Here is a 21,511-nt window from a genome sequence, read left to right as displayed (position 1 = left end):
TGCAGCATGCCCAAAGGCGAGCACTAACACCAGCGTCGAGTCACACTTTTCATACTGGTCTTAGGTGTATCAAGGATGTTATTTAATTAATTGTTACTATTTACTGTTGCTAATTGTTATTTTATTGAGATATTCAGCTGACAAGCTGCCATCCCCCTTGGCCTGGTGACGCAGGCGCAGGTTGAGCAGGGCAGAGATGCGATGCTCGACATGCAACTGCTCCATGAAGGTGTCTGGCTCGTACTCATCGAAACCAAACTGAGGGCGACGGGGGGTCGCGCGCACGGCATCCCGGGCAATCTCCAGACTCAATACCTCTATCCAGCCATAGCCTCTGGACAGGGCCAGTTCCCCGGCGCGTTTGAGCACGTATTTGCGCGCCGTCTCCCTGTCCACCAGATCGTTGCCGACGAACTCTATCTGCCAGCGATCCGGGCCGAGCTGGGTCTGGGAGAAGCCAGTCTGACCATTCCACATTGACTTCTCACTGTCATAGGGGGTCGCGCAGCCGCCCAAGAGCAGGGTGCAGACCAGCAGGAGAGAGGGCAGAGGAGAGCGACAAGATGGCATGAGATAAACCCTGGGCAGAGACGATAGCTGATCACAACACAGGGATCGGTTTTGGGCAATCATCCACCTGGCTGGAGGAGAGCAGGGAGAGGGTCAATGCCATCCGCGATGAGGGAAAAGGGGGAGGGGATGGATCGCGAATAAAAAAAGGCCCAATCTGCTGATTGGGCCTTTCTCGGGGAATGATGGTCGGCGTGAGAGGATTCGAACCTCCGACCCCTGACACCCCATGACAGTGCGCTACCTGGCTGCGCTACACGCCGACTGCGTCAGCTTGGCTGACGGGGGCTGAGTTTATGGAGATGGCCCCCCCCTGTCAACCAGCAAACAGCGACTTTGACGCGTTCGCCTGCTTTGCACGCAATTAACGGTTAAAGGTCAGCCGTTTGCCCAATGGCAAGCCGGTGAACTGACCGTTTTGCCGGGTGATCTGCCTGTCATCTTCATGCCAATGGGGTTGGGAGCGACAGCCTTTGAATGGCTATCGCTTCCCTCACTGTCAGCGGTTAAAGGTCAGCCGTTTGCCCAATACCTGGTCGGTGACCTGACCGTTCTGCCAGGCAATCTGACCATTCACCAGGGTCATCTCTATGCTGCTCTGGAAGCGATAGCCGTTGAAGGGCGACCAGCCGCACAGATAGAGCAGGTTGTCGTCATTGACCACATAGGGCTTGCCCAGATCCAGCAGCACCAGGTCGGCGAAGTAGCCTTCGCGGATGTAGCCGCGATCCTGCACCTGGAAGCGCTCGGCCACCGCGTGGGAGGTCTTCTTGACGATAGTTTCCAGGGAGAAGACGCCGTTGTGGTAGAGCTCGAGCAGGGCCTGCATGGAGTGCTGCACCAGCGGGATGCCGGACGGCGCCTTGAAGTAGCTGTTCTGCTTCTCTTCCCAGGTGTGGGGGGCGTGGTCGGTGGCGATGATGTCGAGCACATCGTTGCGCACCGCATCGAGCAGCGCGTGCTGATCGGCCGCGCTCTTCACCGCCGGGTTGCACTTGATCTGGCTGCCCAGGGTGTCGTAGTCCGCCTCGTTGAAGAACAGATGATGCACACACACCTCGGCGGTGATGTTCTTGTCCTTGAGATCCTTCAAGTCCGGGCTGGCGGTGAAGAGCGACAGCTCTTTTGCCGTGGTCAGATGCAGCACGTGCAGTTTGGCGCCGTATTTTTTCGCCAGGCACACCGCCATGCTGGAGGATTTGTAGCAGGCATCGGCGCTGCGGATGCGGCCGTGCTCGCGCATCGGCACATCCTCGCCCCACTTGGCGCGGGCCTCGTCTTCGAGCACCTTGATAGACGGCGTGTCTTCGCAGTGGGTCACTATCATCACCGGGCTCTCCCGGAAGATGGCCGCCAGGGTCTCCTGGTTGTCGACCAGCATGTTGCCGGTGGAGGCGCCCATGAAGATCTTGATGCCGCAGGACTGCTTGGGATCGAGCTTCTTGATCTCTTCCAGGTTGTCGTTGGTGGCACCCAGATAGAAGCTGTAGTTGGCGGCAGAGCCTTTGGCGGCGATCTCGTACTTGGCTTCCAGGGCGTCGATAGTAGTTGTCTGGGGATTGACGTTGGGCATCTCCATGAAGCTGGTGGTGCCACCGGCTACGGCGGCGCGGGACTCGCTCGCTATGGTGCCTTTGTGGGTCAGACCCGGCTCACGAAAATGGACCTGATCGTCAATCATGCCGGGGATCAGATGGCGGCCTGCCGCATCGATCACCACGGCGTCCGGGGCATCGATCTGGGGGGCGATCTTCTTGATACGCTCGCCCTCGATCAGCACATCGGAGGCGTAGATGCGCCCTTCGTTGACCAGGGTTGCGTTCTTGATAAGCAATGTGTTCATGGCGGGTCCAGTTCCTTTGTCGGTGAGCGCGGGTCATAATAGCGCAATCTGTCCCTACTCTGTAGCAAGGCCTGAGTAATGAAGTTATTTGTAAGAGATTTGACCGTGATCGACTCCAGCTACCTGTGTGAACGCCGTGGCATGGTGGGTGAGAGCTGGCTGGTGGACGTGGAGCTGGGCGGCGAGCTCAACGAGATGAGCATGCTGCTCGATTTTGGTCGGGTGAAGAAGCTTATCAAGGCGATCATCGACCGCGAAGTGGACCATAAGCTGCTGGTCCCGGCAGACAACGCCCTGGTGCGCATCGAGAGTCTGGCCGGGGGCGAGCAGTGCGTCGACTTGCTGCGCCAGGGCGGCTCCATCCATCTGCGCTGTCCGGGGGAGGCCTTTGCCTTTATCCCCGGTGCCCAGGTCGACAAGGAGTCTGTGACCCGCTACCTGCTGGCGGTACTGGCCAAGGAGCTGCCGGGCAATATCCGGGATCTGTCGCTGACCCTGCGCCACGAAGCCATTGCCGGTGCCTTCTATCACTACAGCCATGGCCTCAAGAAACACGATGGCAACTGCCAGCGCATCGCCCACGGTCATCGCTCGCCCATCGAGATAGAGGTGGAAGGGGAGCGTGATGAAGAGCTTGAACAGAATTGGGCCGAGCGTTGGGCCGATATCTACCTCGGCACCGCCGAGGACCAAGTTCCCCTGACCGAACTGGTCCTGAGCGCCGTCGCCACGCCACTGCTTGGCGAGCAGCATGTTGGTTTTAAATATGTGGCCCCCCAGGGGCTGTTCCAGCTCGCCATGGCCAGAAGCGAGGTGGAGATGATCGACACCGACACCACCATAGAGCTGCTTGCCCACCATATTGCCCGTGAAGTGAAGAAGCAGGTGGGGGACAAGTTCGTCAAGATTGTCGCCTATGAAGGGGTGGGCAAGGGCGCCATCGCCTACGCCTGATGCGCCATGGATAAACAACAAGGCCCCGAAAGGGGCCTTGTTGTTGCTGGGGGCGCCGTCAGAGGCGATCAGGCACTGAGCCGGAACCGCTTGACCAGGCTCTCCTGCTGCTCGGCCAGGGCATCGAGTTGCTGGCTGGTCTCGGCCACCCGGGCGATGCCCTGGTAATTGAGATCCGAGATATCCGAGATGCGATTGAGGTTGGTGGCGATGTCGGCGCTGGTCGCCTGCTGCTGCTCGGCGGCCGAGGCTATCTGGCTCGACATGTCGCTGATCAGCACCACTATCCCCTGCACCTCCTCCATGGCGTTGTTGGCCTGGGAACTCTGGCTCATGCAGCTGTCCATCTCATGGGAGCACTCCTGCATCACGGTCACCGCCTTGGCGACCCCTTGTTGCAGGTTCTCTATCATGGTCTGGATCTCGCTGGTGGATTGGGAGGTGCGGCCCGCCAGACTGCGCACTTCGTCGGCCACCACGGCGAAGCCACGGCCCTGTTCGCCGGCCCGGGCTGCCTCGATGGCGGCATTGAGCGCCAGCAGATTGGTCTGATCGGCAATGCCGCGAATGACGTCGAGAATGTTGCCAATCTGGCCGCTCATGGTGCTGACCTCGGCGATGACAGCCCCGGTCTGCTGCAACTTGCCCGCCAGCTGGTGGGTGGTGCTGATATTGCCCGCCATCACCTGGCGTCCGGTTTCGGAGGCTTTCTCCACATCCATCACCCGCTCCAGGGTCTGGTTGGCCGCCTGGGCAACCTCGCGCACCGAGGCTTCCATCTCGGTCATGGCGGCGGCGACCGAGGCGGTCTCCTGACGCTGGGTCTCCAGATCCGCACGCACCGACTCCGTGGTGTGGCGGTTGCCGTGGGCGGCATCATTGAGCTGGGTCGAGGCCTGGCTCAGCTGGGTGAGGACCTCGCTCATCTGGGCGATCAGCAGGTTGACCTGACTGCCGAGCTGACCAAATTCGTTGCGGCTCTTGAAGCCGACCCGCAGTGTCATGTCCCCCTGGGTCACGTCGGTCAGTACCCGCAGCAGCTCCTTGAGTGGGCGGCGGATGGCCCGGCCCAGGGTGAGAGCGACCAGGATGGCGACCAGGATGGCGAGCACTATGCTGACCCCCTGGGAGAGGGTGCTGCGCTGCTGTACCTGTTCCGAGGCGGCAATGCTGGCATTCATCAGTTGCTGGCTCTGGGCCGTGATGGCATCGAGCTGTTCCTGGATGGCGATGATGAGCTGGCTGGCCTGCTTGCTCTTCTCCAGCAGGGCGGCTTGTTGCGTCATCAGGGCCTGATACTGGCCGAGCAGGCCGTCGCTGGCGGTGGTGTCGCGCACGAAGGCGCGCACGTTGTGACCGACGTCGTTGTCGAAGCTGGGCAGCTCTTTTTCCAGATCGGCGATGGTGCCGTTGAAGCCGCCAATCTGCATCTTGTTGCGCTTGAGCGCCGCTTCGATGGGGCCCGTCATGCTCTGATTGAGGGCATCCATGGTGGAGAGCTCGATGGTGGAGAGCTGGGTGGTCAGCTTCTCGGAGAGCATCTTGATAAAGCTGTCCTCTTGTCCCGCCATCATGTCGCTCAGGTTTTTCTTGAACTGGGGCAGGGTGACCTGGAATTGTCCCTTGGCCTGATTGACCTTGTGCAGCTGGCTGAGCAGGGCCTGGTGTTCGGTGGGCAGGGTCTGGGTCAGCGCCTGATAGCTGGCGACCTGCTCCTTGAGGGCGTTGAGCGGTGCTTGCAACTGGGGCTCATTGCCGGCCTGGCTGCTCAGGGCCTGGAGGCGACCCTCGACCTCGATCTGGGCGGCGTCAAGGGCGCTGATCTCTTCGGGTAGCGCCTTGGCATCTTGCTCGGTCAGCACGTCGTTGAGCCGCTTGTTGGCGCTCAGCAGGCTGATCTGGGTCTGGCTGCTGGCCTGCACCAGGGGCATGGATTGCTGGGTGACCTGATGCAGGGCCTGGCCGAGTGCGCGCTGGCTGTGAAAGGTGAAAGCAGAACTCGCTATCATCACGGCGACCAGGATGGCAAACCCGAGATAGACCCGCTGCAAGATGGAGAGGTCAGACATACTTAGTTTCATTATTGTCCCGCTGTGATGCAAAAGTCCCTTGCCTGAATCCCCCGTCCCTTTGTTACCCTACGGACTTCGTGGTGGGCACCGGGGATCCTTACTGTTCTCGCTATCGGTATTTTTAACAATAACTGAAGGCTTTGTGACAACGGCTGTCGCAAAAATCGCCCTGTGTCACACTTGGCGAAGCCCAGTGGGATGGAATGGGCTCTTTAGAGTCTTAATTTGAATTTTTCTTTTTAACGCAAGGAGTTATCCATGGCCGATGAAACCATTTTCAGCAAAATCATCCGCAGGGAAATCCCGGCCGAGATCCTGTATCAGGACGATCTGGTCACCGCTTTTCGCGACATCTTCCCCAAGGCGCCGACGCATATCCTCATCGTTCCCAATGTGCTGATCCCGACGGTCAATGACGTCGAAGCCGAACACGAGCTGGCCCTTGGCCGCATGTTCACGGTGGCGCGCAAGCTGGCCTCTGAGGCGGGCATCGCCGAGGATGGCTATCGCCTCATCATGAACTGCAACCGCCATGGCGGGCAGGAGGTGTATCACATCCATATGCATCTGGTTGGCGGTCACTCCCTGGGCCCCTTGCTCACCCTGTGAGGATGCGGTTGACCGGGCTGCGCCCCTTGCTGCTCTGCGCCGTTTTGGGGCTGGGCGGCTGCGCCAGTTGGCAAGACCTGTTCGTCTCCTATTCGGTGCAGATGACTCCGGTGCGCAATGCCCTGCTGCAGGGCAAGGCACTCGACGCCATCGGGGAAGTGCGTGAGCTTGACCCCGGCGATGATGGCTATGTGCTCAGCCGGTTGGAGCTGGGGCGTATCGCTTCGCTCGCCAATCAGGCCCCGCAAAGCCGCAAGGCCTGGGAGGCGGCGGACCTGGCCCTCAAGGCCGACGATGAGCAGGCCCGCTTTCGGGTGAGCCAGGGGCTGGCCCAGGCCGGCAGTCTGCTGACCAACGATCAGACCCTCAGCTATCAGACGCCGGATTACGAGCGCACCATGCTGCACCACTATCTGGCGCTGGATTATCTGCAGCGCGGGGATCTGGAAGGGGCCCTGGTCGAAGTGCGCCGCGCCAATCAGGTGCAGGAGCGGGCCCTGCGCGAGCGGGGTGATGAGGTTGCCAAGGCGAAGCAAGAGGCCAGTGTGCGCCAGGCGCTGTCGCGGGCGCCGGATCTCGACCGCCTCACCGGCCAGGTCAAGAACGGCTTCCAGAATGCCTATACCTTCTATCTGTCCGGGGTGCTCTATGAGGCGAGCGGGGATCTCAACGATGCCTGGGTTGACTATGGTCGCGGCCTGGAGATAGCCCCGGATAACCCGGCTCTGCAAGGGGCCATGCTGCGTCTGGCACGGCTGCGCGGCTCGGCTGCTGAGTTGGCGGCCACCGAGCAGCGCCTCGGTCGCAAGGCTCCGCCTCTGGTGCGGGGGCAGGGCAGGGTGGTGGTGCTGTTCGAAGATGGGCTGATCCCGGCCCGCCGCGAACTCTTCCTGCCACTGCCGCTCTTTACCTCAAGGGGGGATTTTCGCACCTTTACCGTGGCCATCCCCTACTACGATAATCGCGGCGCCGAGGTGGGGCCGCTCAGTGTCGGGGTGGGCAACCAGGCAGGCAGCACGGCGCCCCTGGTGCGGCTCGAAGCCCTGGCTGCCAAGGATCTGCAGGAGCGACTGCCCGCCATGTTGAGCCGTCAGGCGCTGCGTCTGGTCGCCAAGGAGCAACTGCGCCGCAGCGCCGCCAAGGAGGGGGGCGATGTGGGCAACCTGGTGGTCGGCATCTTCAACACCTTGTCTGAGCGGGCCGACACCCGCAGCTGGCTGACCCTGCCTGCCCAGGCATCGAGTTGGGACGCGACGCTTCCCCCGGGCTCGCAGCAGTTGCAGTTAGGATCAGGCAGTGGGAGCAAGACCCTGCCCATCGAGGTGCGTGCCGGGCATACCACCCTGGTGTGGGTCAACCGGCTCGGTGCCAATCTCGTCATCCGGGTGATGATGCTCTAATCCCCCCAGGCCGGGTGCCTGGGGGGGAGATATTGATGTGAGGAGTAGAAGATGAAACGAATCGTCCTGGCTTGCGGCCTCGCCTTGGGGCTGTCGGCCTGTGCCACCAACACCAGCGGTGTTGCCCTGTCGGCGCCAAGTGGCGGCGCGGCCCAGATGCAAGTGGATAACAGCACTCTTGACCTGCACCTGCGCGAGCTGGCCAGGCGCCAGCAAAATGGCCTGATGCAGGTCAACGTGGAGATAGTCAATGAGCGCCGTGGCGACAATCCTCTGCAATACCTGTTCTACTGGTATGATGCCAGCGGCCAGGAGGTCGCGTCTGATGGCCGCGGCTGGACGCCACTCGTGCTCCATGGCCAGCAGGTTCGGACACTGTCGGCCCTGGCGCCGACCGTGGATGTGAAGGGTTATCGGCTCTCCGTCCGTGAAGTGATTGAAGAGTCGAACTGATGAGCCCCTGCCGCCGCGAGGCGGTGGCTTGAGGTGTCAGGCACCAGGGGTGCTGACACCTTGCATGTACTTAGTGATTGAGGAAACGAATCGATGAAGATGAATCATGCCTTGCTTATCCTGGGCGGCGCCCTGCTGCTGGGCGGCTGCTCCAGCACCACCGTCAGCTATGGCGATCCGACGGCCACCGAGACGGTGACCGTGGATTACGGATCGAGCGACTTGCAAGCCATCGCCGACAAGATGGCGGATTCCATGTTGAGCTCGCCGGCGACCAGTGAAATCACGGCAGGGGGTCGCCCCGTGATGTTCATGGACTCCATCCGCAACAAGACCTCGGAGCACATCGATACCGAAGCCGTGAGCGACACCATCCGCACCAAGTTGCTGCGCTCCGGCAAGTTCCGTTTCGTCGACATGAGCAAGGTGGCGGCGGTCAAGCAGCAGCTCGAATATCAGCAGAGCAGTGGCATGGTGGATCCCGCTGCCATGGTACGGCTTGGCAAGCAGACCGGTGCCCGCTACATGGTCTATGGCAACCTCAGCAGCATCGTCAAGGACAACGGCAAGGTGAAGGATGTCTACTACCAGATGACCATGAACCTGATGGATCTGGAGAGCGGCGAGCTGGAGTGGGCCGATCAGAAAGAGATCCGCAAACAGGCGAAGACATCGACCTTTGGCTGGTAATGAACAACAGCGCCTGCTGGCGAGCCTGCCCGCTCCCTGGCGGGAGGGGCGGCTCGAACCACTGGGGCTCGGGCTGACCAATAGCAACTATCGACTGCGCCTCCCCTCGGGGCGCAGTTACTTTTTGAGGCAGGGTCACCCAGAACCGGCACGCCTTGGCATCGACAGGGCGACCGAATGGCAGCTCTATCGGGGGGCCATGGCCGCCGGGCTGGCACTGCCTTGCCATTATGGGGACCCCGATCGCGGCATACTGCTGCTCGACTGGTGCGAGGCGCCGAGCTGGGCGCAGGCTCCCCTCCCGCAGCGTCAGGCGTTGCCCGCCCTGGCACTGCTGCTGGCTCGGCTTCATCAACTGCCGGTACCGACCGTCAGGATGGCGGTGCGCGCCCATGCCCGGGGCTACCGCGAGGGGCTCAAGGCACCCCCTCCCTGGCTCGACAAGCTGGAGGCGCCTCTACTCGCCAGCCGGGAGCCGGACGGTTGCTGGCTCCCTTGCCATCACGATCTCAATCCGGCTAACTTGTTGGGAGAGCGACCCTGGGTCATCGATTGGGAATATGGCGCAGCGGGTCACCCCGGTTTCGAACTGGCCAGCATAGTGCGCACCCATGGTTGGGGTCTGGAGGAGATGGCAGCGCTTGAAGACTGCTATCTTGAAGAAATTGAACGGCTTGCCCTGGGTCAGACGCCACGTCCCCTGGATTTTCAGGGGGCGGCCTTTCTGCCCTGGGTCGATTACATCGCCCTGTTGTGGGCCCTGCTCATGGCCGAGCAGGCTCCCGATGCGGCCTATGCCGAGCTGATAGCCCATCATCGCCAACGACTGGAGTAACCCATCTTGATGACACACCCTTGGCGCAAGAAAACACGAGTCTGGCTGGCGGGTCTGGCCTGCCTGCTGCTGGTCGGCTGCTCGACCCGGGTCATCTACTACTGGCTCGACGTCGGCATCGTCTGGCAGCTCGATGACTATTTTTCCCTGAGCAGCAGCCAGAAGAGGCTGCTCGATCAGGAGGTGAAGGGGTTGATGAGCTGGCACCGTCAGCATGAGTTGCCGCGCTATGCCAAGGATCTTGCCGCCCTCTCCAGGGCGGTGGCGAGTCCCATGACACCGGCTCAGGTCTCCCGACATCTGGATGCCACCCAACAGAGCCTGACCCGTACCCTGGAGAACACCATACCGCGGGCGGTGCGGCTGGCCCGCACCCTGACCGATGCTCAGGTCGATGCTTTCATGAAAGACAGGCTGGCGCGACAGCAGGAGCGGGAGCAGGATTTTGCCAAGGATCCCAAGGAGAAGGTGCTGCGCGAGTCGACCGAGAAGATGAACAAGCGACTGGTGTTCTGGATAGGCGAGGTCAAACCCGCCCAGGCGCCCCTGGTGGCCCGCTGGGTTGAGTGGCAATACGAGATGATGCCGCCCTGGATTGAGTACCAGAGAGCCTGGGTCGGCGAGCTGGATCAGCTGCTCAGGCAGCGTGCCAGCTCCGACTTCGAGCAGCGGCTCACCAAGCTGCTGGCCGAGGGGGATGGTCTGATGGACGGCCGTTTCACCGGTTATACCGAGCAGTCCCGCCAACGTACCGTCCAGTGGTTGAGTGACTTGAGTGGCTCCCTGGATCTCAAGCAGCGTGCCCACCTTTACAGCTTGCTCAAGGGTTATGCCAGCGACTTCGAACAGATGACCCAAGGTAAATAGCGCCATTTATCACAGGGTTGCTCGGGTCGGTAGGGCAAAGGCCGGTCCGTTCAGCCCTTGCTGCCGACGAGCCCCTGTGATAGCTTGCCCACAGTGGGCGCCAGCTCACACTTTTTTTCGGAGCCTTATGTCGTCCCATCGTCCAAATACAGTGAAATGGATAGTGATGAGCCTGCTCATCGCCTTCATGCTGCTGTTTTCTACTCTTCGAGTGGATGGACATGTGGTGGCTGCTCCCCAGGAAACATCCCTCTCCCAGAGCGCCTTCCATGGTGTGAGCAGCCCTGAGGAGGGAGCCGTCAAGTTTATCGGCACCCATCAGAGCCATCTGCAGCGGCTGGAACACTCCCTGCGCAACCATGGCGACAGGCAAGATCGCGACTATCAGCTCATCCATGACTGGTCAGCTGCCGTCAGCCTGCTACTGCTGGGGGGCCTGTTGCTCTGCCTCCCGCTGCTCTATCAGAAACACAGCTTCAGAGACAAGTTCAGGGGCATACATCGCCGCTGGCTCTCCCGCCGACACCTGCAATACCGCTTCTCCCAGAGCGCCGTTCACGGCTGATCTTCGGTCACATCAGGGTAGTTGCCCTCGCTGACCGACGGGCTCGTCCATCGGACGCCAGCCCCCATTTCGATTGATTTTCTGCGTTTGCTGCGACTATCGCGGCGATCGCCATGCCTGTTTCGAATTGGATCCTTGCCATGAACAGTGTGAGAAAAAAACCGCGCCTGCTGCACAACCGCACCAGCGCCTGGCAGTACGCCTTGTTGCTGCTGATGTTATTGACCTTCGGTTTCTATTCCCTGCCCACCTTCTTCGGTGAGCAGCCTTCCCTCGGCCTGCATGGCCAGTCGAGTCTGAGTGCCAGCGATGCCAAGCGGCTGGCCGCAGAGGGCATAGTGCTGCAGCAGACCATCGCCTCGGCGGACAAGCTGGAGCTGGTGTTTGCCGATCAGGGGGATCAGCAAAGAGCCAAGCAGTTGCTCGAGCAGCAGGGCCATGACAGCGCCGCCCTGACCCTGGAGTTTCATGCCAAGGCGCCGACCTGGATCAGCCAGCTCGGCGCCACCCCCATCAAGCTGGGGCTGGATTTGCGGGGGGGGTCGCAGCTGCTGATCGGGGTCGATCTGGACTTCGTGCTGGAGAATCAGACCAAGAATCTGGTGGATAACCTGCGCACCGGCCTGCGAGAAGCCCACTTGCGCGGGGGCAATGTGAGCCGGGTAGCGACCGGGGAGGTGCGCATAGTGCTGCCAGAGGAGGCGGAGCAGGGCGCCTGGCTCACCCTCGTCAAGGAGAGTGGCGGTGTGCGTCAGGGCCAGTGGCTGCTGACCCGATCGGGCCAGGTGCTGACCCTCAAGATGAGCGAGGCCGAGCGCACTCTGCTCGCCAATAACGCCGTCACCCAGAACCTGTCGATCCTCAAGAAGCGCATCAATGAGCTCGGCATCGTCGAGGCCTCGGTGCAGCGCCAGGGTCAGGATGGTATCCGCATCGAGCTGCCCGGGGTCCACAACCCCCGTCAGGCCAAGGAGGTGATTGGCGCCACGGCATCCCTGGCCTTCTATCAGGCCAAGCCGGACAGCCGCTTTGTCATGACCGACAAGGAGGGACGCAGCGTCGGGCTGGATCGCAAACCGGTGTTGACCGGCGATCACATCGTCGATGCCCGTGCCAGCATGGGAGAGATGGGGCAGCCTCAGGTCGGCATAGTGCTCGATGCCCTGGGGGGCAGCAAGATGAGCCAGTTCAGTCGCCAGCATGTGGGCAGCCCCATGGCAACCGTGTTCACCGAGTACAAGACGGGCAGCAGCGGCAAGTTGCGGGCTCACAGTCAGGTGATCAACGTGGCCACCATACAGACGGCGCTCGGCAACCAGTTCCGCATCACCGGGCTTGGCAGCATGCCGGAGGCACAAGAGCTCGCCATGCTGCTGCGCGCCGGGGCCCTGACCGCGCCCCTCACGATCCTGGAAGAGCGCAGCATAGGCCCCACTCTTGGGATGCAGAACATAGAGGCGGGCTTTAGCGCCCTGGTGTTTGGCATGGTCGGCATGATGGTGTTCATGTTGTGCTGGTATCGCAAGTTTGGCTGGGTCGCCATCACGGCGCTGTTTGGCAACCTGTTGATGCAGGTGGGCATGCTGGCGGTGTTGCCCGGCGCCGTATTGACCCTGCCCGGCATCGCCGGTCTGGTACTCACGGTCGGCATGGCGGTGGATACCCATGTGCTCATCTTCGAGCGGGTCAAGGACAGGTTGCGTGAAGGTGCCAGCCTGGCGGGAGCCATCGATTTTGGCTACCGCTCGGCCTTCAGCACCATCTTCGACGCCAACATCACCACCCTGATCAGTGCCGTGGTGCTCTACGCCATCGGCTCAGGCCCGCTGCAAGGCTTCTCCATCACCCTGATCCTGGGGCTGGTTTCCAGCATGATCACCGGTATCTGGGGCACGCGCGCCATCATCAATCCCATCTGGGGCAAGAGCAGCCAACGGCTGCAGAGGGTTTAATCATGTTTCATCGCTTCTTTTCCATGAGCCTGACCCGCTGGCGTTATCTGGGGCTGGGCCTCTCCGTGCTGCTCACCCTCGCCAGTCTCGGGCTGCTGGCCATCAACGGCCTGCAACTGGGACTGGATTTCACCGGGGGCATCTTGCTGGAGTTCAAGATCCAGACCCTCAAGGATGCCCATGAGATCAATGCCTTGCTCGGGGAGCCTCTGCGCGCCCTGGTGAGCCTGCAACCGGCCGGCGTCCCCGGTGAGTGGCTGATCAAGCTCCCCCCCGAGGGGCTGACCATGCCTGCCCAGGAGCTGGCCGATCGGCTGGCGACTCAGCTTGGCCTGCCGGTCGAACTGCTGCGCACCACCATAGTGGGCCCCCAGGTGGGCGCCGAGTTGTTCCAGCAGGGGATGATGGCGGTGCTGGTGGCCTCTATCGCCATCTCCGTCTATCTGGCGTTTCGTTTCGAATGGCGTCAGGCCGTCGGCATCTTGCTGTCGGTGCTGCATGATGCCGTGGTCGCCCTGGGGCTGCTTGCCCTGTTCCATATCGAGTTCGACCTCAACGTGATCGCCGGCCTGATGGCGGTGATCGGCTACTCCCTCAACGACAGCATCGTCATCTCGGACAGGCTGAGGGACATCTTGAGCTCCCGCACCCGGTTGGGGATGCATGAGTGCAGCGATATCGCCATCAAGGCGACCTTCAGCCGCACAATGATCACCTCGGGCACCACCCTCTTTACCGTGGGAGCCCTGCTGCTGTTTGGCGGCGATGCCCTCCATGGCTTCGCCTTCACCCTGTTCGTCGGCATTTTGACCGGTACCCTCTCCTCCATCACGGTGGCCTCCACGGTGCAGGAGCTGCTGGGGCTGAGCCCTGCGGCTTACCAGAAGAAGGAGGCATTGCCCGAGGCGGCCTGAACGAGCTTCAATCCAATGCGTACGAAAAACGGGCCTTTGGCCCGTTTTTCAATGGCGATGAGGGGCGGCCAGTCAGAAGCCCGAGCCCGGCTGCGTGAGAAAGGCGCTCTCCTCGGTCGTATTGGGGCGGCCCAGAATGGCATTGCGATGGGGGAAGCGACCGAATCTGTCCACTATCACCTGATGGCGGCGGGCAAAATTGAGGTAGCCCGCGAAGGTCGAGCCGGGCTGCTCGGCGGCCAGGGCGTCGAACAGGGCGACACTGCGCGCCTGATGTTCCCGCTGCTCCGAATGCTCGAGGGGCAGGTAGTAAAACACCCGCGCCAGGGGGGAGAGTGCCTTGTCCGCCCCCAGGGACAACCCGGCCAAGGTGAGGGCCAGGGCCTTGGCGTCCTGCGCAAAAGAGCCCGGGGTGCCGCGGTGAATGTTGCGCGGCAACTGGTCCAGCAGCAGGATCAGCGCCAGCCGCCCGGTGGGCACCTCGGCCCAGTGGGCCAGGGTGCCGGCGCTTGCTTGCTCGGCCAGCGCGCCAAAGCGTTGGCGGATCAGGAGGTCAGTGTCGCGGCTTTTACCCCACCAGAGCGGGGCTTGTCGCTTGGCACGGCTGGCATCGTCGGTGTCATCGCCAAACCAGAAATCGAGCAGAGGCTGCCAGGGTTGCATGGAAACTCCTTGGGCTAGAGGGGGGGTGAGTGCGGATGCAGCAAAGGACAAACGACTCAAGGGGTGCTGCCGAAACGGCGGCTTCTCGTTACACTGTGCCATCTTTAGTCCGAAATAAGGAAGCCACCATGATGCCTGGAACCCGCTCGTTGGCCGAGATGGCGCAGATCACCAAGGGAGTGACAAAGAAGAGAGTCTCTTTATCGATGGATTTCCCCGCCACTGACATGAGGAATAATTGATATGGCCGGAGCCAGTCTGCTGACCCTGCTCGATGATATTGCGACCGTGCTCGATGATGTCGCCCTGATGACCAAGGTCGCCGCCAAGAAGACGGCGGGTGTGTTGGGAGACGATCTTGCCCTCAATGCCGAACAGGTCTCTGGGGTGCGCGCCGAGCGTGAGCTGCCGGTGGTCTGGGCCGTGGCCAAGGGATCGTTTCGCAACAAGCTGATCCTGGTGCCCGCCGCCATTGCCATCAGTGCCCTGATCCCCTGGCTCATTACCCCGCTGTTGATGCTGGGGGGCGCCTATCTCTGTTTCGAGGGCGCGGAGAAGCTGGTGCACAAGTTTCTGCCCCACCAGGAGACGGCGGGTGAGGATGTGCAGGGGAGCGCCGCATCTCATCCTCCTATCGAGGACCTGGTCGGCTATGAGCAGCAGAAGGTAAAGGGGGCCATTCGAACCGACTTTATCCTCTCCGCCGAGATCATCGTCATTGCCCTTGGCACGGTGCAAGGTACCAGCCTGAGCTTGCAGATTGCCGTAGTGGCGGGGATAGCGCTCTTGATGACGGTCGGGGTCTATGGCCTGGTGGCCCTCATCGTCAAACTCGATGACATCGGTTTGCACCTGTTGAAGAAACCGGATGGCGGCCTGTTGCGTCAGGGGCTGGGCCGCGGCTTGCTGGCGGTGGCCCCCAAGTTGATGCACCTGCTGGCGCTGGTGGGCACCATTGCCATGTTCATGGTCGGTGGCGGCATCCTGGTCCATGGCTGGCCCTTCGTGCACCACCTGGTCGAGGGGGCGGCGGCGAGCGTGCAGACCCTGCCGACGATGGGCAGCGTACTGGGTGCCCTGACGCCGACCCTGCTCAATGCCCTGATCGGTGTGCTGGCCGGTCTGGCATTGGTGGCGCTGATGAGCATGGTGAGCAGGCTCAAGCCCGCCAAATAACACCGCCAGCAAGAGAGGCGGTGGCGCTTGCCTCTCTTGCGCCTCCCCATACTCAGTCACGCCGTGATCAAACAGTACAGAGTGCGCCCCGCTGGTCGGGGCGCACTGCTTGCTGGCGTTCCCTGGCTATCAGGGGCGGGTGGCGCGCATATATGGGGGATGGTCAGGGGGCCGGGCTTCTCCTAGCATGCTGACCAGCCTCTCGTCAGAAGAGGTTTGTCATGGATGCAGACAACGCGACACAACCAAGGAGCCTTATGAACCGCATGATCTGGCGTGATGAGCACATCTTCGCCGCCCCCGACTGCCCGGCCATTGACCAGCAGTTTGCCGACGCCGAACCGGCCCTTCATCGCCTGGAGTGCCTGATCGCCGAACTGGCCCACCGCCATGAGCCGGCCGCCCTGCGTGCGCTGCTGCGCACCATTCGCGCGCAGACGAAAGGGCTGACCGAACTCGCCTGGAATAGCGGCGTCTATGGCTATAACCTACTCAGTCGCAACGGCCAGGACGAGGCGGCCAAGACCCTGTTATCCCGAAGTACTCGTCTCTCGTCGCGCCTGGCGCAGGTTACCAAACCGGTGACCCTGTTCTGGCTGGAGGCTGCGCCGGCGCTGGTCGAGACCCTGCTTCAGGATCCGGAACTGTTCGAGCTGGCGCATCAGGTCCGTCATCAGCGTGAGCTGCAAGATCAGCAGTTGGGTCTGGCCTGCGAACAGCTGCTGGAGGGGCTGGCGGTGGATGGCCTGCAGGCCTGGGGCGAACTCTACGACAGCCTGGTTGCCAAGCTGATGCCGCAGATAGCGGGGGAGTGCATGGGGCTGGCCCAGGCCAGCAACCTGCTCAGTCATCCGCAGCAGGCACGGCGCAAGGCCGCCTGGTTTGGTATTCGCGCCGCCTGGGAGGAGGAACAGGAGACGGTGGCCGCCATCCTCAATGCCATCAACGGCTGGCGCCTGGAGCTCGCCCGCCAGCGGGGAGGGCAGCGCCAGCTCGATGCCCTGGATCTCTCCTGTCACCAGAGTCAGATCAGTCGCCAGACCCTGGATACCCTCTTGAGAGTGACGCGGGAGCGCCGCACCCTGGGTCAGCGCGCCCTCAAGGGCAAGGCACTGGCATTGGGATTGCGCGATTATGGTCCCTGGGATCTCTATGCACCGGCGCCGGTGAGCGAGCCCAAGCTGATCGGTTTTGAGCAGGCCATCACCCTGATTGCGGAGATCTTCGCCGAGTTTGCCCCCGAGATGGGGGCCTTCGTGTTGATGATGGCCGAGCGGGGCTGGATCGATGCGGCGCCGAGCGAGCACAGGCGCAGCGGGGCTTACAGCACGGAGTACGCCCATCCCGCCGAACCCAGGGTCTTCATCACCTATGAGGGGACAGTGGATAATCTGACGACCCTGGCCCATGAGCTGGGCCACGCCTGGCACAGCTGGTTGCTGCGTGACCTGCCGCTGGAGCAGCGTGACTACCCCATGACCCTGGCGGAGACGGCCTCGCTGTTTGCCGAAACCCTGGTGCGTGACGCCCTGTTCGAGCGCAGTCAGGAGGTGAGCGAGCGGCGCAACATCGCCTCGATGGACGCCGACAGTGCCGCCTCGCTGCTGGTCGATGTCCCCGCACGCTTTGAGTTCGAGTTGTCTCTGGTGGCGGCCCGCCGCGAAGGCTATGTCGGGGCCAGTCAGCTGAGGAGCCTGATGAAGTCGGCCATGGAGCAGTGGTATGGTGACAGCCTCAGTCGCCATGACGATCTGTTCTGGGCCAGCAAGGGTCATTTTTCCATTTCCGAGGTGGGTTTTTACAACTACCCCTATCTGTTTGGCTACCTGTTTGCCCTCAGTCTCTATGCCCAGAAGGTGCGGGAAGGGAGCGGCTTTGCCGAGACCTATCGCGCCCTGCTCACCGACACCGGCAGGATGAGCGCCGAAGATCTCATTGCCAAACACCTGGGGATGGACATCCGGGAGCCCGACTTCTGGCATGAGAGCCTGAACTATGTGGAGGAGGGGGTCGAGCGCTTCGAGCGCTTGATCTGAGCCCTGCCTCCCCTGCCAACCTATGAGTGGGCTGCGCCCGCTGAAGAGGCGGCGCAGCCCTGTTTGGGTGCCCCTTCACCAGCGGATGTGTGCCCGCAACCCGCCTGATAAAGAGAGAATCGATGCGCCAAGAGACCGTCTATCCCCAATGCTGGGACAATCAACACATCTATCCCGGCCTCGATAGCCTGGAACTGGAGGCCGATCTGGCCCAGGCTCGCAGCCGTCTCATCGAGCTGGCTGATGTGATGGGCGAGCTGGAGACGGCGTGCGAGGAGCCGGCGGCGCGGCTGGCACTCCTGCGCAAGGTGCGCCAGCGCGCCCAGGGCATTCGCAACATCGGCTGGAATATCGCCGTGCTGGCGGCCAGTGCCGCCAGCCAGAATAGCCGGGACCCGCTGGCCAAAACCCAGGCCTCTCGCGCCCGCGCCCTCAATGCCGACTTGTTCAAGACCCTGGCGCCCATGGAGCAGTTGCTGCTCACCCTGCCGGACGTCGACTTCGAGGCGTTGATGAGAGACCCCCTGCTGGGGGAGGAGGCCTTTCGGCTACGCCACGAGCGGCGCCTGGCGGATCAACGGCTGCCGGTGGCGGCGGAGCAGCTGGTCATTGGTCTGGGCAGCGATGGCCTGCACGCCTGGGGCAACCTCTACAACGAGCTGGCGGGCCGACTGCGGCTGCGCGTCGATGACCGCGAGCTGGGGCTGGCCCAGGCCAGCAACCTGCTCGGCAGCGCCGATCGCGCCGTGCGCCTGCAAGCCCAGGCGGCCATCAGTGCCGCCTGGGAGGCAGAGCAGGAGACGGTGGCCGCCATCCTCAATGCCATCAATGGCTGGCGCCTGGAGCTGGCTCGCCAGCGCGGTGCCCAAGCCGGCCACCCTCTGGATGCCCTGGCTCTCTCCTGCCATCAGAGCCGCATCGAACCCGTGACCCTGGAGGCCATGATGAGCGCCACCTATGCGCGGCGTGAACTGGGTCAGCGCGCGCTGGGGGTGATGGGGCGTCGGCTCGGCATCAACCGGATGAGCGCTGCGGATCTGGCCGCCCCCGCACCGGCAGCTTCGGGGCCAGGCATCCCGTTTGAGCAGGCCATCGAGTGGATAGCCGAGGCCTTTGCCAGCTTCGATCCCGAGATGGGGGAGTTTGCCCGCATGATGGCCGAGCGCGGCTGGATTGATGCGGCGCCGAGCCCTGGTCGCCAGAGCGGCGCCTACTGCACCAAGTTTGCCGATCCCGTCGAGCCCCGGGTCTTCCTCACCTATGAGGGCAGCATGAGAAACCTGGTGACCCTGGCCCATGAGCTGGGGCATGCATGGCACAACTGGTTGTTGCGCGACTTGCCCATGAGCCAGCGAGCCTATCCCATGACGTTGGCGGAGACGGCCTCCATCTTCGCCGAGACCCTGGTGCGTGGCGCCCTGTTTGAGCGCGCCGAGGCGGGGGATCGGGACGCCATCGCCTGGATGGAGGCCGACAGCGCCGCGACCTTCTTGCTCAATATCCCGGCCCGTTTCGACTTCGAGCAGGCCCTGGTGCGCGAGCGGGCCCAGGGCTATGTGGGCAGCGCCCGGCTCAAGGAACTGATGGATGAGGCGTGGGGGCGCTGGTACGAGCAGAGTCTGGGGGAGTACTTCCCGCTGTTCTGGGCCGCCAAGGGGCACTTCGCCATCCCGGGGCTGGGTTTTTACAACTACCCCTATCTGTTTGGTTACCTGTTCAGCCTGGGGGTCTATGGCCAGTTGATGGCGCGCAAGGCGCGGGGGGAGGCGGGGGTGGCGCAGGCCTATCGCGCCCTGCTGCGCGACACGGGGCGCATGAGCGCCGAGGCCCTGGTGCTGGAACATCTGGGGCTGGATATTCGCACCACCGCCTTCTGGCAGCAGAGTCTGGACAGGGTGGAGGAGGCGGTGAACCGTTTTGCCGACTTGAGTCAGGAGCTGTCCGGGGCCACCGAGGTTGCAATGTCCGGGGCGCGATAGCCTGGGAGGCCGGCTTTCAACTCATCTGCGCGGCCAGATCCTGCTGACTGGCGACGCAGTTGCGACCGCGTCGTTTGGCGAGATAGAGGGCGAGATCGGCCTGTTTGAGCAGCTCGAAGAGGCACTCCCCCTGACTGGTGGCCACCCCAATGCTGACCGTGACATGGAGTGCGCCCTGTTCGCTGGGCAGTGGCGTGGCGGCTATCTGGCTGCGCAGGTATTCGGCGCGGCCATGGGCATTGGCGATATCCTCCCCCGGCAACAAGATGGCGAACTCTTCACCGCCGATGCGGGCCAGGGTGGCGGATGGCCCCATGTGATCGGTGAACTGCCGGGCGAGGTGGCACAGCACCCTGTCGCCCACATCATGACCGTGGCGATCGTTGACCTGCTTGAAGTGATCCACATCGATGAGCAGCAGCGACCTGGATGCCGCGGGCAGCTCGCGCCATCTGGCCTCAAAGCCGCGTCGGTTGAGGAGCTGGGTCAGGACATCACGTACCGAGAGGTCGTTGAGCTTGCGGGTGTTGCGCAGCACCACCATGAACAACTGCCCCAGCTGCAGGGCGATGGTGAGCAGCCAGATCACCAGCAAGGCCAGGATGTTGTGACTCGAGGGGTAGACGAAATCCTGGGCCGGGATCGGCAGGCTCTGGGCCATCATGATCCGCTCTCCCCAGGCCAGGATGGCGGCCAGCCCCAGCAGGCAGATCAGCCAGCTCAGCGGCGTGCCCAGCTGTTGGCGCAAGGGGCGGGCCGAGTAGCAGATCATCAGGAAGCCGCTGACCCCGGAGAAGAGGGCGAGCAGCAGCAGGCGCAGGTCCATGTGCTCTGGGGCAGGTCCGGCCCAGATGAGCAGCAAGGCGCCGAACAGGGTCACCAGTGACCAGCGGCGCCAGGGGAAACGGCCTCTGTCGAAGCAGTAAGCGCGGCCCCACAACAGGGTGAAGCCGCAGAGCACCAAGACATCGGCGCCAGTGTAGGTGAGCCAGGGGGTCAGGGTGCCCCGCAGGGCAAACAGCGCCAAGGCACCGGCCCAGCACAGGGAGTAGGCGGCGCCGAGCAGGCCGGTGAGCCGCTCACTGCGCACCAGCCAGGCGGTCAGGGACCAGAGGATCCCATACAGCCCCATCTGGGCCGCCAGTAGCAGATAACTCAGAGCAATGGCGTTCACAGCGACCCCATCCGTGGTCTTTTTGTGTTTGAAGAGTAGCAAGTTGTGACGGGAAGGGCGGACGCAGCTGACGATGGCCGGCGTGATCCAAAGCAAGAAAGCCGCATGTTTTGGTGGCGTGGGGCCCGCCTGCTGCGGTAGTTTCGATAGAACCGACACAGAGTCTGAGGTCTTACCATGATCATCTATCTGCATGGCTTTGATGCCACTAGCCCTGGCAATCATGAGAAAGTGCTGCAGTTGCAGTATATCGATGATGATGTGCGCTTCGTTCATTACAGCACCGTTCATCCCCGTCACGACATGAGTCACCTGCTCAAAGAGGTGAAGAAACAGCTCGACATGAGTTCGGATCCCAAGCCCCTCATCTGCGGCGTGGGCCTGGGAGGATACTGGAGCGAGCGGATCGGTTTCCTGTGTGGCATCAAGCAGGTCATCTTCAACCCCAATTTGCACCCGGAAATCAACATGGAAGGGCGCATCGACCGGCCTGAGGAGTATCAGGACATAGGCACCAAATGTGTGTCAGAATTTCGTAATAAAAACTCAGGAAATTGCCTGTGCATCCTTTCCGTCCAGGATGAAGTGGGTAATAATGCGGACATTGAGCGTGAATTGAAGAATTATTACAACATCGTGTGGGATGAGACAGAGAGCCACAAGTTCAAGAACATCTCTCATCACCTGCAGCGGATGAAGGCCTTCAAAGAGGCCTGATGCAGTCACGTCATGGAATTCAACTTCAAGGGAGCCGCCGGC

Annotated in this window: 19 protein-coding genes and 1 tRNA gene; 14 read left to right on the top strand and 6 right to left on the bottom strand. The window is 62.3% G+C overall.

The window, feature by feature from the left end; genetic code table 11:
• Positions 1 to 96: 96 nt before the first annotated feature.
• The 3 genes from KYK33_RS11910 to KYK33_RS11900 form a co-directional block, all read right to left on the bottom strand.
• A complete protein-coding gene (locus KYK33_RS11910; RefSeq protein WP_042042206.1) occupies positions 97 to 570 on the bottom strand; it encodes a CC0125/CC1285 family lipoprotein in 474 nt (157 codons plus the stop codon).
• Positions 571 to 756: 186 nt separating this feature from the next.
• Positions 757 to 833: transfer RNA gene (locus tag KYK33_RS11905), tRNA-Pro, on the bottom strand.
• Between the two features lie 236 nt (positions 834 to 1,069).
• Positions 1,070 to 2,413 (bottom strand): dihydroorotase, encoded by a 1,344-nt coding sequence (locus KYK33_RS11900; RefSeq protein ID WP_224430653.1) that lies wholly within the window; start codon positions 2,411 to 2,413, stop codon positions 1,070 to 1,072.
• Positions 2,414 to 2,491: 78 nt separating this feature from the next.
• On the opposite strand from KYK33_RS11900, the gene KYK33_RS11895 reads away from it, so the two are divergent.
• Positions 2,492 to 3,367, top strand: a complete 876-nt coding sequence (locus KYK33_RS11895) for a 6-carboxytetrahydropterin synthase (RefSeq protein ID WP_224430652.1) — start codon at positions 2,492 to 2,494, stop codon at positions 3,365 to 3,367.
• Between the two features lie 68 nt (positions 3,368 to 3,435).
• Here the strand turns inward: KYK33_RS11895 and KYK33_RS11890 are convergent, their stop codons facing one another.
• Entirely contained in the window at positions 3,436 to 5,436 is a 2,001-nt protein-coding gene (locus KYK33_RS11890; RefSeq protein WP_224430651.1) for a methyl-accepting chemotaxis protein, read from the bottom strand.
• A 261-nt stretch (positions 5,437 to 5,697) separates the two neighbouring features.
• On the opposite strand from KYK33_RS11890, the gene hinT reads away from it, so the two are divergent.
• The 9 genes from hinT to secF all read left to right on the top strand — a co-directional run bounded on the left by hinT (position 5,698) and on the right by secF (position 13,724).
• Positions 5,698 to 6,048 (top strand): purine nucleoside phosphoramidase, encoded by a 351-nt coding sequence (gene hinT, locus KYK33_RS11885; protein ID WP_224430650.1) that lies wholly within the window; start codon positions 5,698 to 5,700, stop codon positions 6,046 to 6,048.
• A gap of 2 nt (positions 6,049 to 6,050) precedes the next feature.
• Positions 6,051 to 7,448 carry a COG3014 family protein gene (locus KYK33_RS11880; protein ID WP_224433005.1) on the top strand — a complete coding sequence of 466 codons (1,398 nt, stop codon included), beginning with the start codon at positions 6,051 to 6,053 and terminating at the stop codon, positions 7,446 to 7,448.
• A 51-nt stretch (positions 7,449 to 7,499) separates the two neighbouring features.
• Positions 7,500 to 7,901, top strand: coding sequence for a YcfL family protein (locus tag KYK33_RS11875; protein WP_224430649.1), 402 nt, complete (start codon positions 7,500 to 7,502; stop codon positions 7,899 to 7,901).
• Positions 7,902 to 7,994: 93 nt separating this feature from the next.
• Positions 7,995 to 8,591 carry a penicillin-binding protein activator LpoB gene (gene lpoB / locus KYK33_RS11870; RefSeq protein WP_042042199.1) on the top strand — a complete coding sequence of 199 codons (597 nt, stop codon included), beginning with the start codon at positions 7,995 to 7,997 and terminating at the stop codon, positions 8,589 to 8,591.
• Entirely contained in the window at positions 8,581 to 9,426 is an 846-nt protein-coding gene (locus tag KYK33_RS11865; protein ID WP_224430648.1) for a phosphotransferase, read from the top strand. The genes lpoB and KYK33_RS11865 overlap by 11 nt, the downstream gene beginning before the upstream one ends.
• Before the next feature lie 9 nt (positions 9,427 to 9,435).
• The gene (locus KYK33_RS11860; protein ID WP_224433004.1) at positions 9,436 to 10,293 is read left to right on the top strand and encodes a DUF6279 family lipoprotein; all 858 of its coding nucleotides are present in this window, start codon (positions 9,436 to 9,438) and stop codon (positions 10,291 to 10,293) included.
• A 166-nt stretch (positions 10,294 to 10,459) separates the two neighbouring features.
• Positions 10,460 to 10,858, top strand: coding sequence for a hypothetical protein (locus KYK33_RS11855; RefSeq protein WP_224430647.1), 399 nt, complete (start codon positions 10,460 to 10,462; stop codon positions 10,856 to 10,858).
• Positions 10,859 to 10,998: 140 nt separating this feature from the next.
• The gene (gene secD / locus KYK33_RS11850; protein ID WP_224430646.1) at positions 10,999 to 12,810 is read left to right on the top strand and encodes a protein translocase subunit SecD; all 1,812 of its coding nucleotides are present in this window, start codon (positions 10,999 to 11,001) and stop codon (positions 12,808 to 12,810) included.
• Positions 12,811 to 12,812: 2 nt separating this feature from the next.
• Entirely contained in the window at positions 12,813 to 13,724 is a 912-nt protein-coding gene (gene secF, locus KYK33_RS11845; protein WP_224430645.1) for a protein translocase subunit SecF, read from the top strand.
• 72 nt (positions 13,725 to 13,796) lie between these two features.
• Here secF and KYK33_RS11840 read toward each other — a convergent pair whose 3' ends face one another.
• A complete protein-coding gene (locus KYK33_RS11840; RefSeq protein ID WP_224430644.1) occupies positions 13,797 to 14,387 on the bottom strand; it encodes a DUF924 family protein in 591 nt (196 codons plus the stop codon).
• Between the two features lie 243 nt (positions 14,388 to 14,630).
• On the opposite strand from KYK33_RS11840, the gene KYK33_RS11835 reads away from it, so the two are divergent.
• The 3 genes from KYK33_RS11835 (at position 14,631) to KYK33_RS11825 (ending at position 19,578) form a co-directional block, all read left to right on the top strand.
• Complete coding sequence (locus KYK33_RS11835) at positions 14,631 to 15,563, top strand: DUF808 domain-containing protein (protein WP_042042192.1); 933 nt, start codon at positions 14,631 to 14,633, stop codon at positions 15,561 to 15,563.
• A gap of 257 nt (positions 15,564 to 15,820) precedes the next feature.
• Positions 15,821 to 17,599 (top strand): M3 family oligoendopeptidase, encoded by a 1,779-nt coding sequence (locus KYK33_RS11830; RefSeq protein ID WP_224430643.1) that lies wholly within the window; start codon positions 15,821 to 15,823, stop codon positions 17,597 to 17,599.
• A gap of 122 nt (positions 17,600 to 17,721) precedes the next feature.
• Positions 17,722 to 19,578, top strand: coding sequence for a M3 family oligoendopeptidase (locus KYK33_RS11825; protein ID WP_224430642.1), 1,857 nt, complete (start codon positions 17,722 to 17,724; stop codon positions 19,576 to 19,578).
• Positions 19,579 to 19,594: 16 nt separating this feature from the next.
• On the opposite strand, the gene KYK33_RS11820 is transcribed toward KYK33_RS11825, so the two are convergent.
• Complete coding sequence (locus KYK33_RS11820) at positions 19,595 to 20,752, bottom strand: GGDEF domain-containing protein (RefSeq protein WP_224430641.1); 1,158 nt, start codon at positions 20,750 to 20,752, stop codon at positions 19,595 to 19,597.
• A 177-nt stretch (positions 20,753 to 20,929) separates the two neighbouring features.
• Between KYK33_RS11820 and ycfP the strand changes: the two genes are divergently transcribed.
• Positions 20,930 to 21,469: an alpha/beta hydrolase YcfP gene (ycfP, locus tag KYK33_RS11815; protein ID WP_224430640.1), complete on the top strand. Its 540-nt coding sequence runs from the start codon at positions 20,930 to 20,932 to the stop codon at positions 21,467 to 21,469.
• The last annotated feature ends 42 nt before the right edge of the window (positions 21,470 to 21,511 follow it).

Origin of the sequence: Aeromonas rivuli (assembly GCF_020149575.1) — a bacterium.
In the GTDB taxonomy this organism is placed as follows: domain Bacteria; phylum Pseudomonadota; class Gammaproteobacteria; order Enterobacterales; family Aeromonadaceae; genus Aeromonas; species Aeromonas rivuli.
Note: the sequence above shows the minus strand (reverse complement) of the source record. Positions and strands in the feature narration are given on the sequence as shown.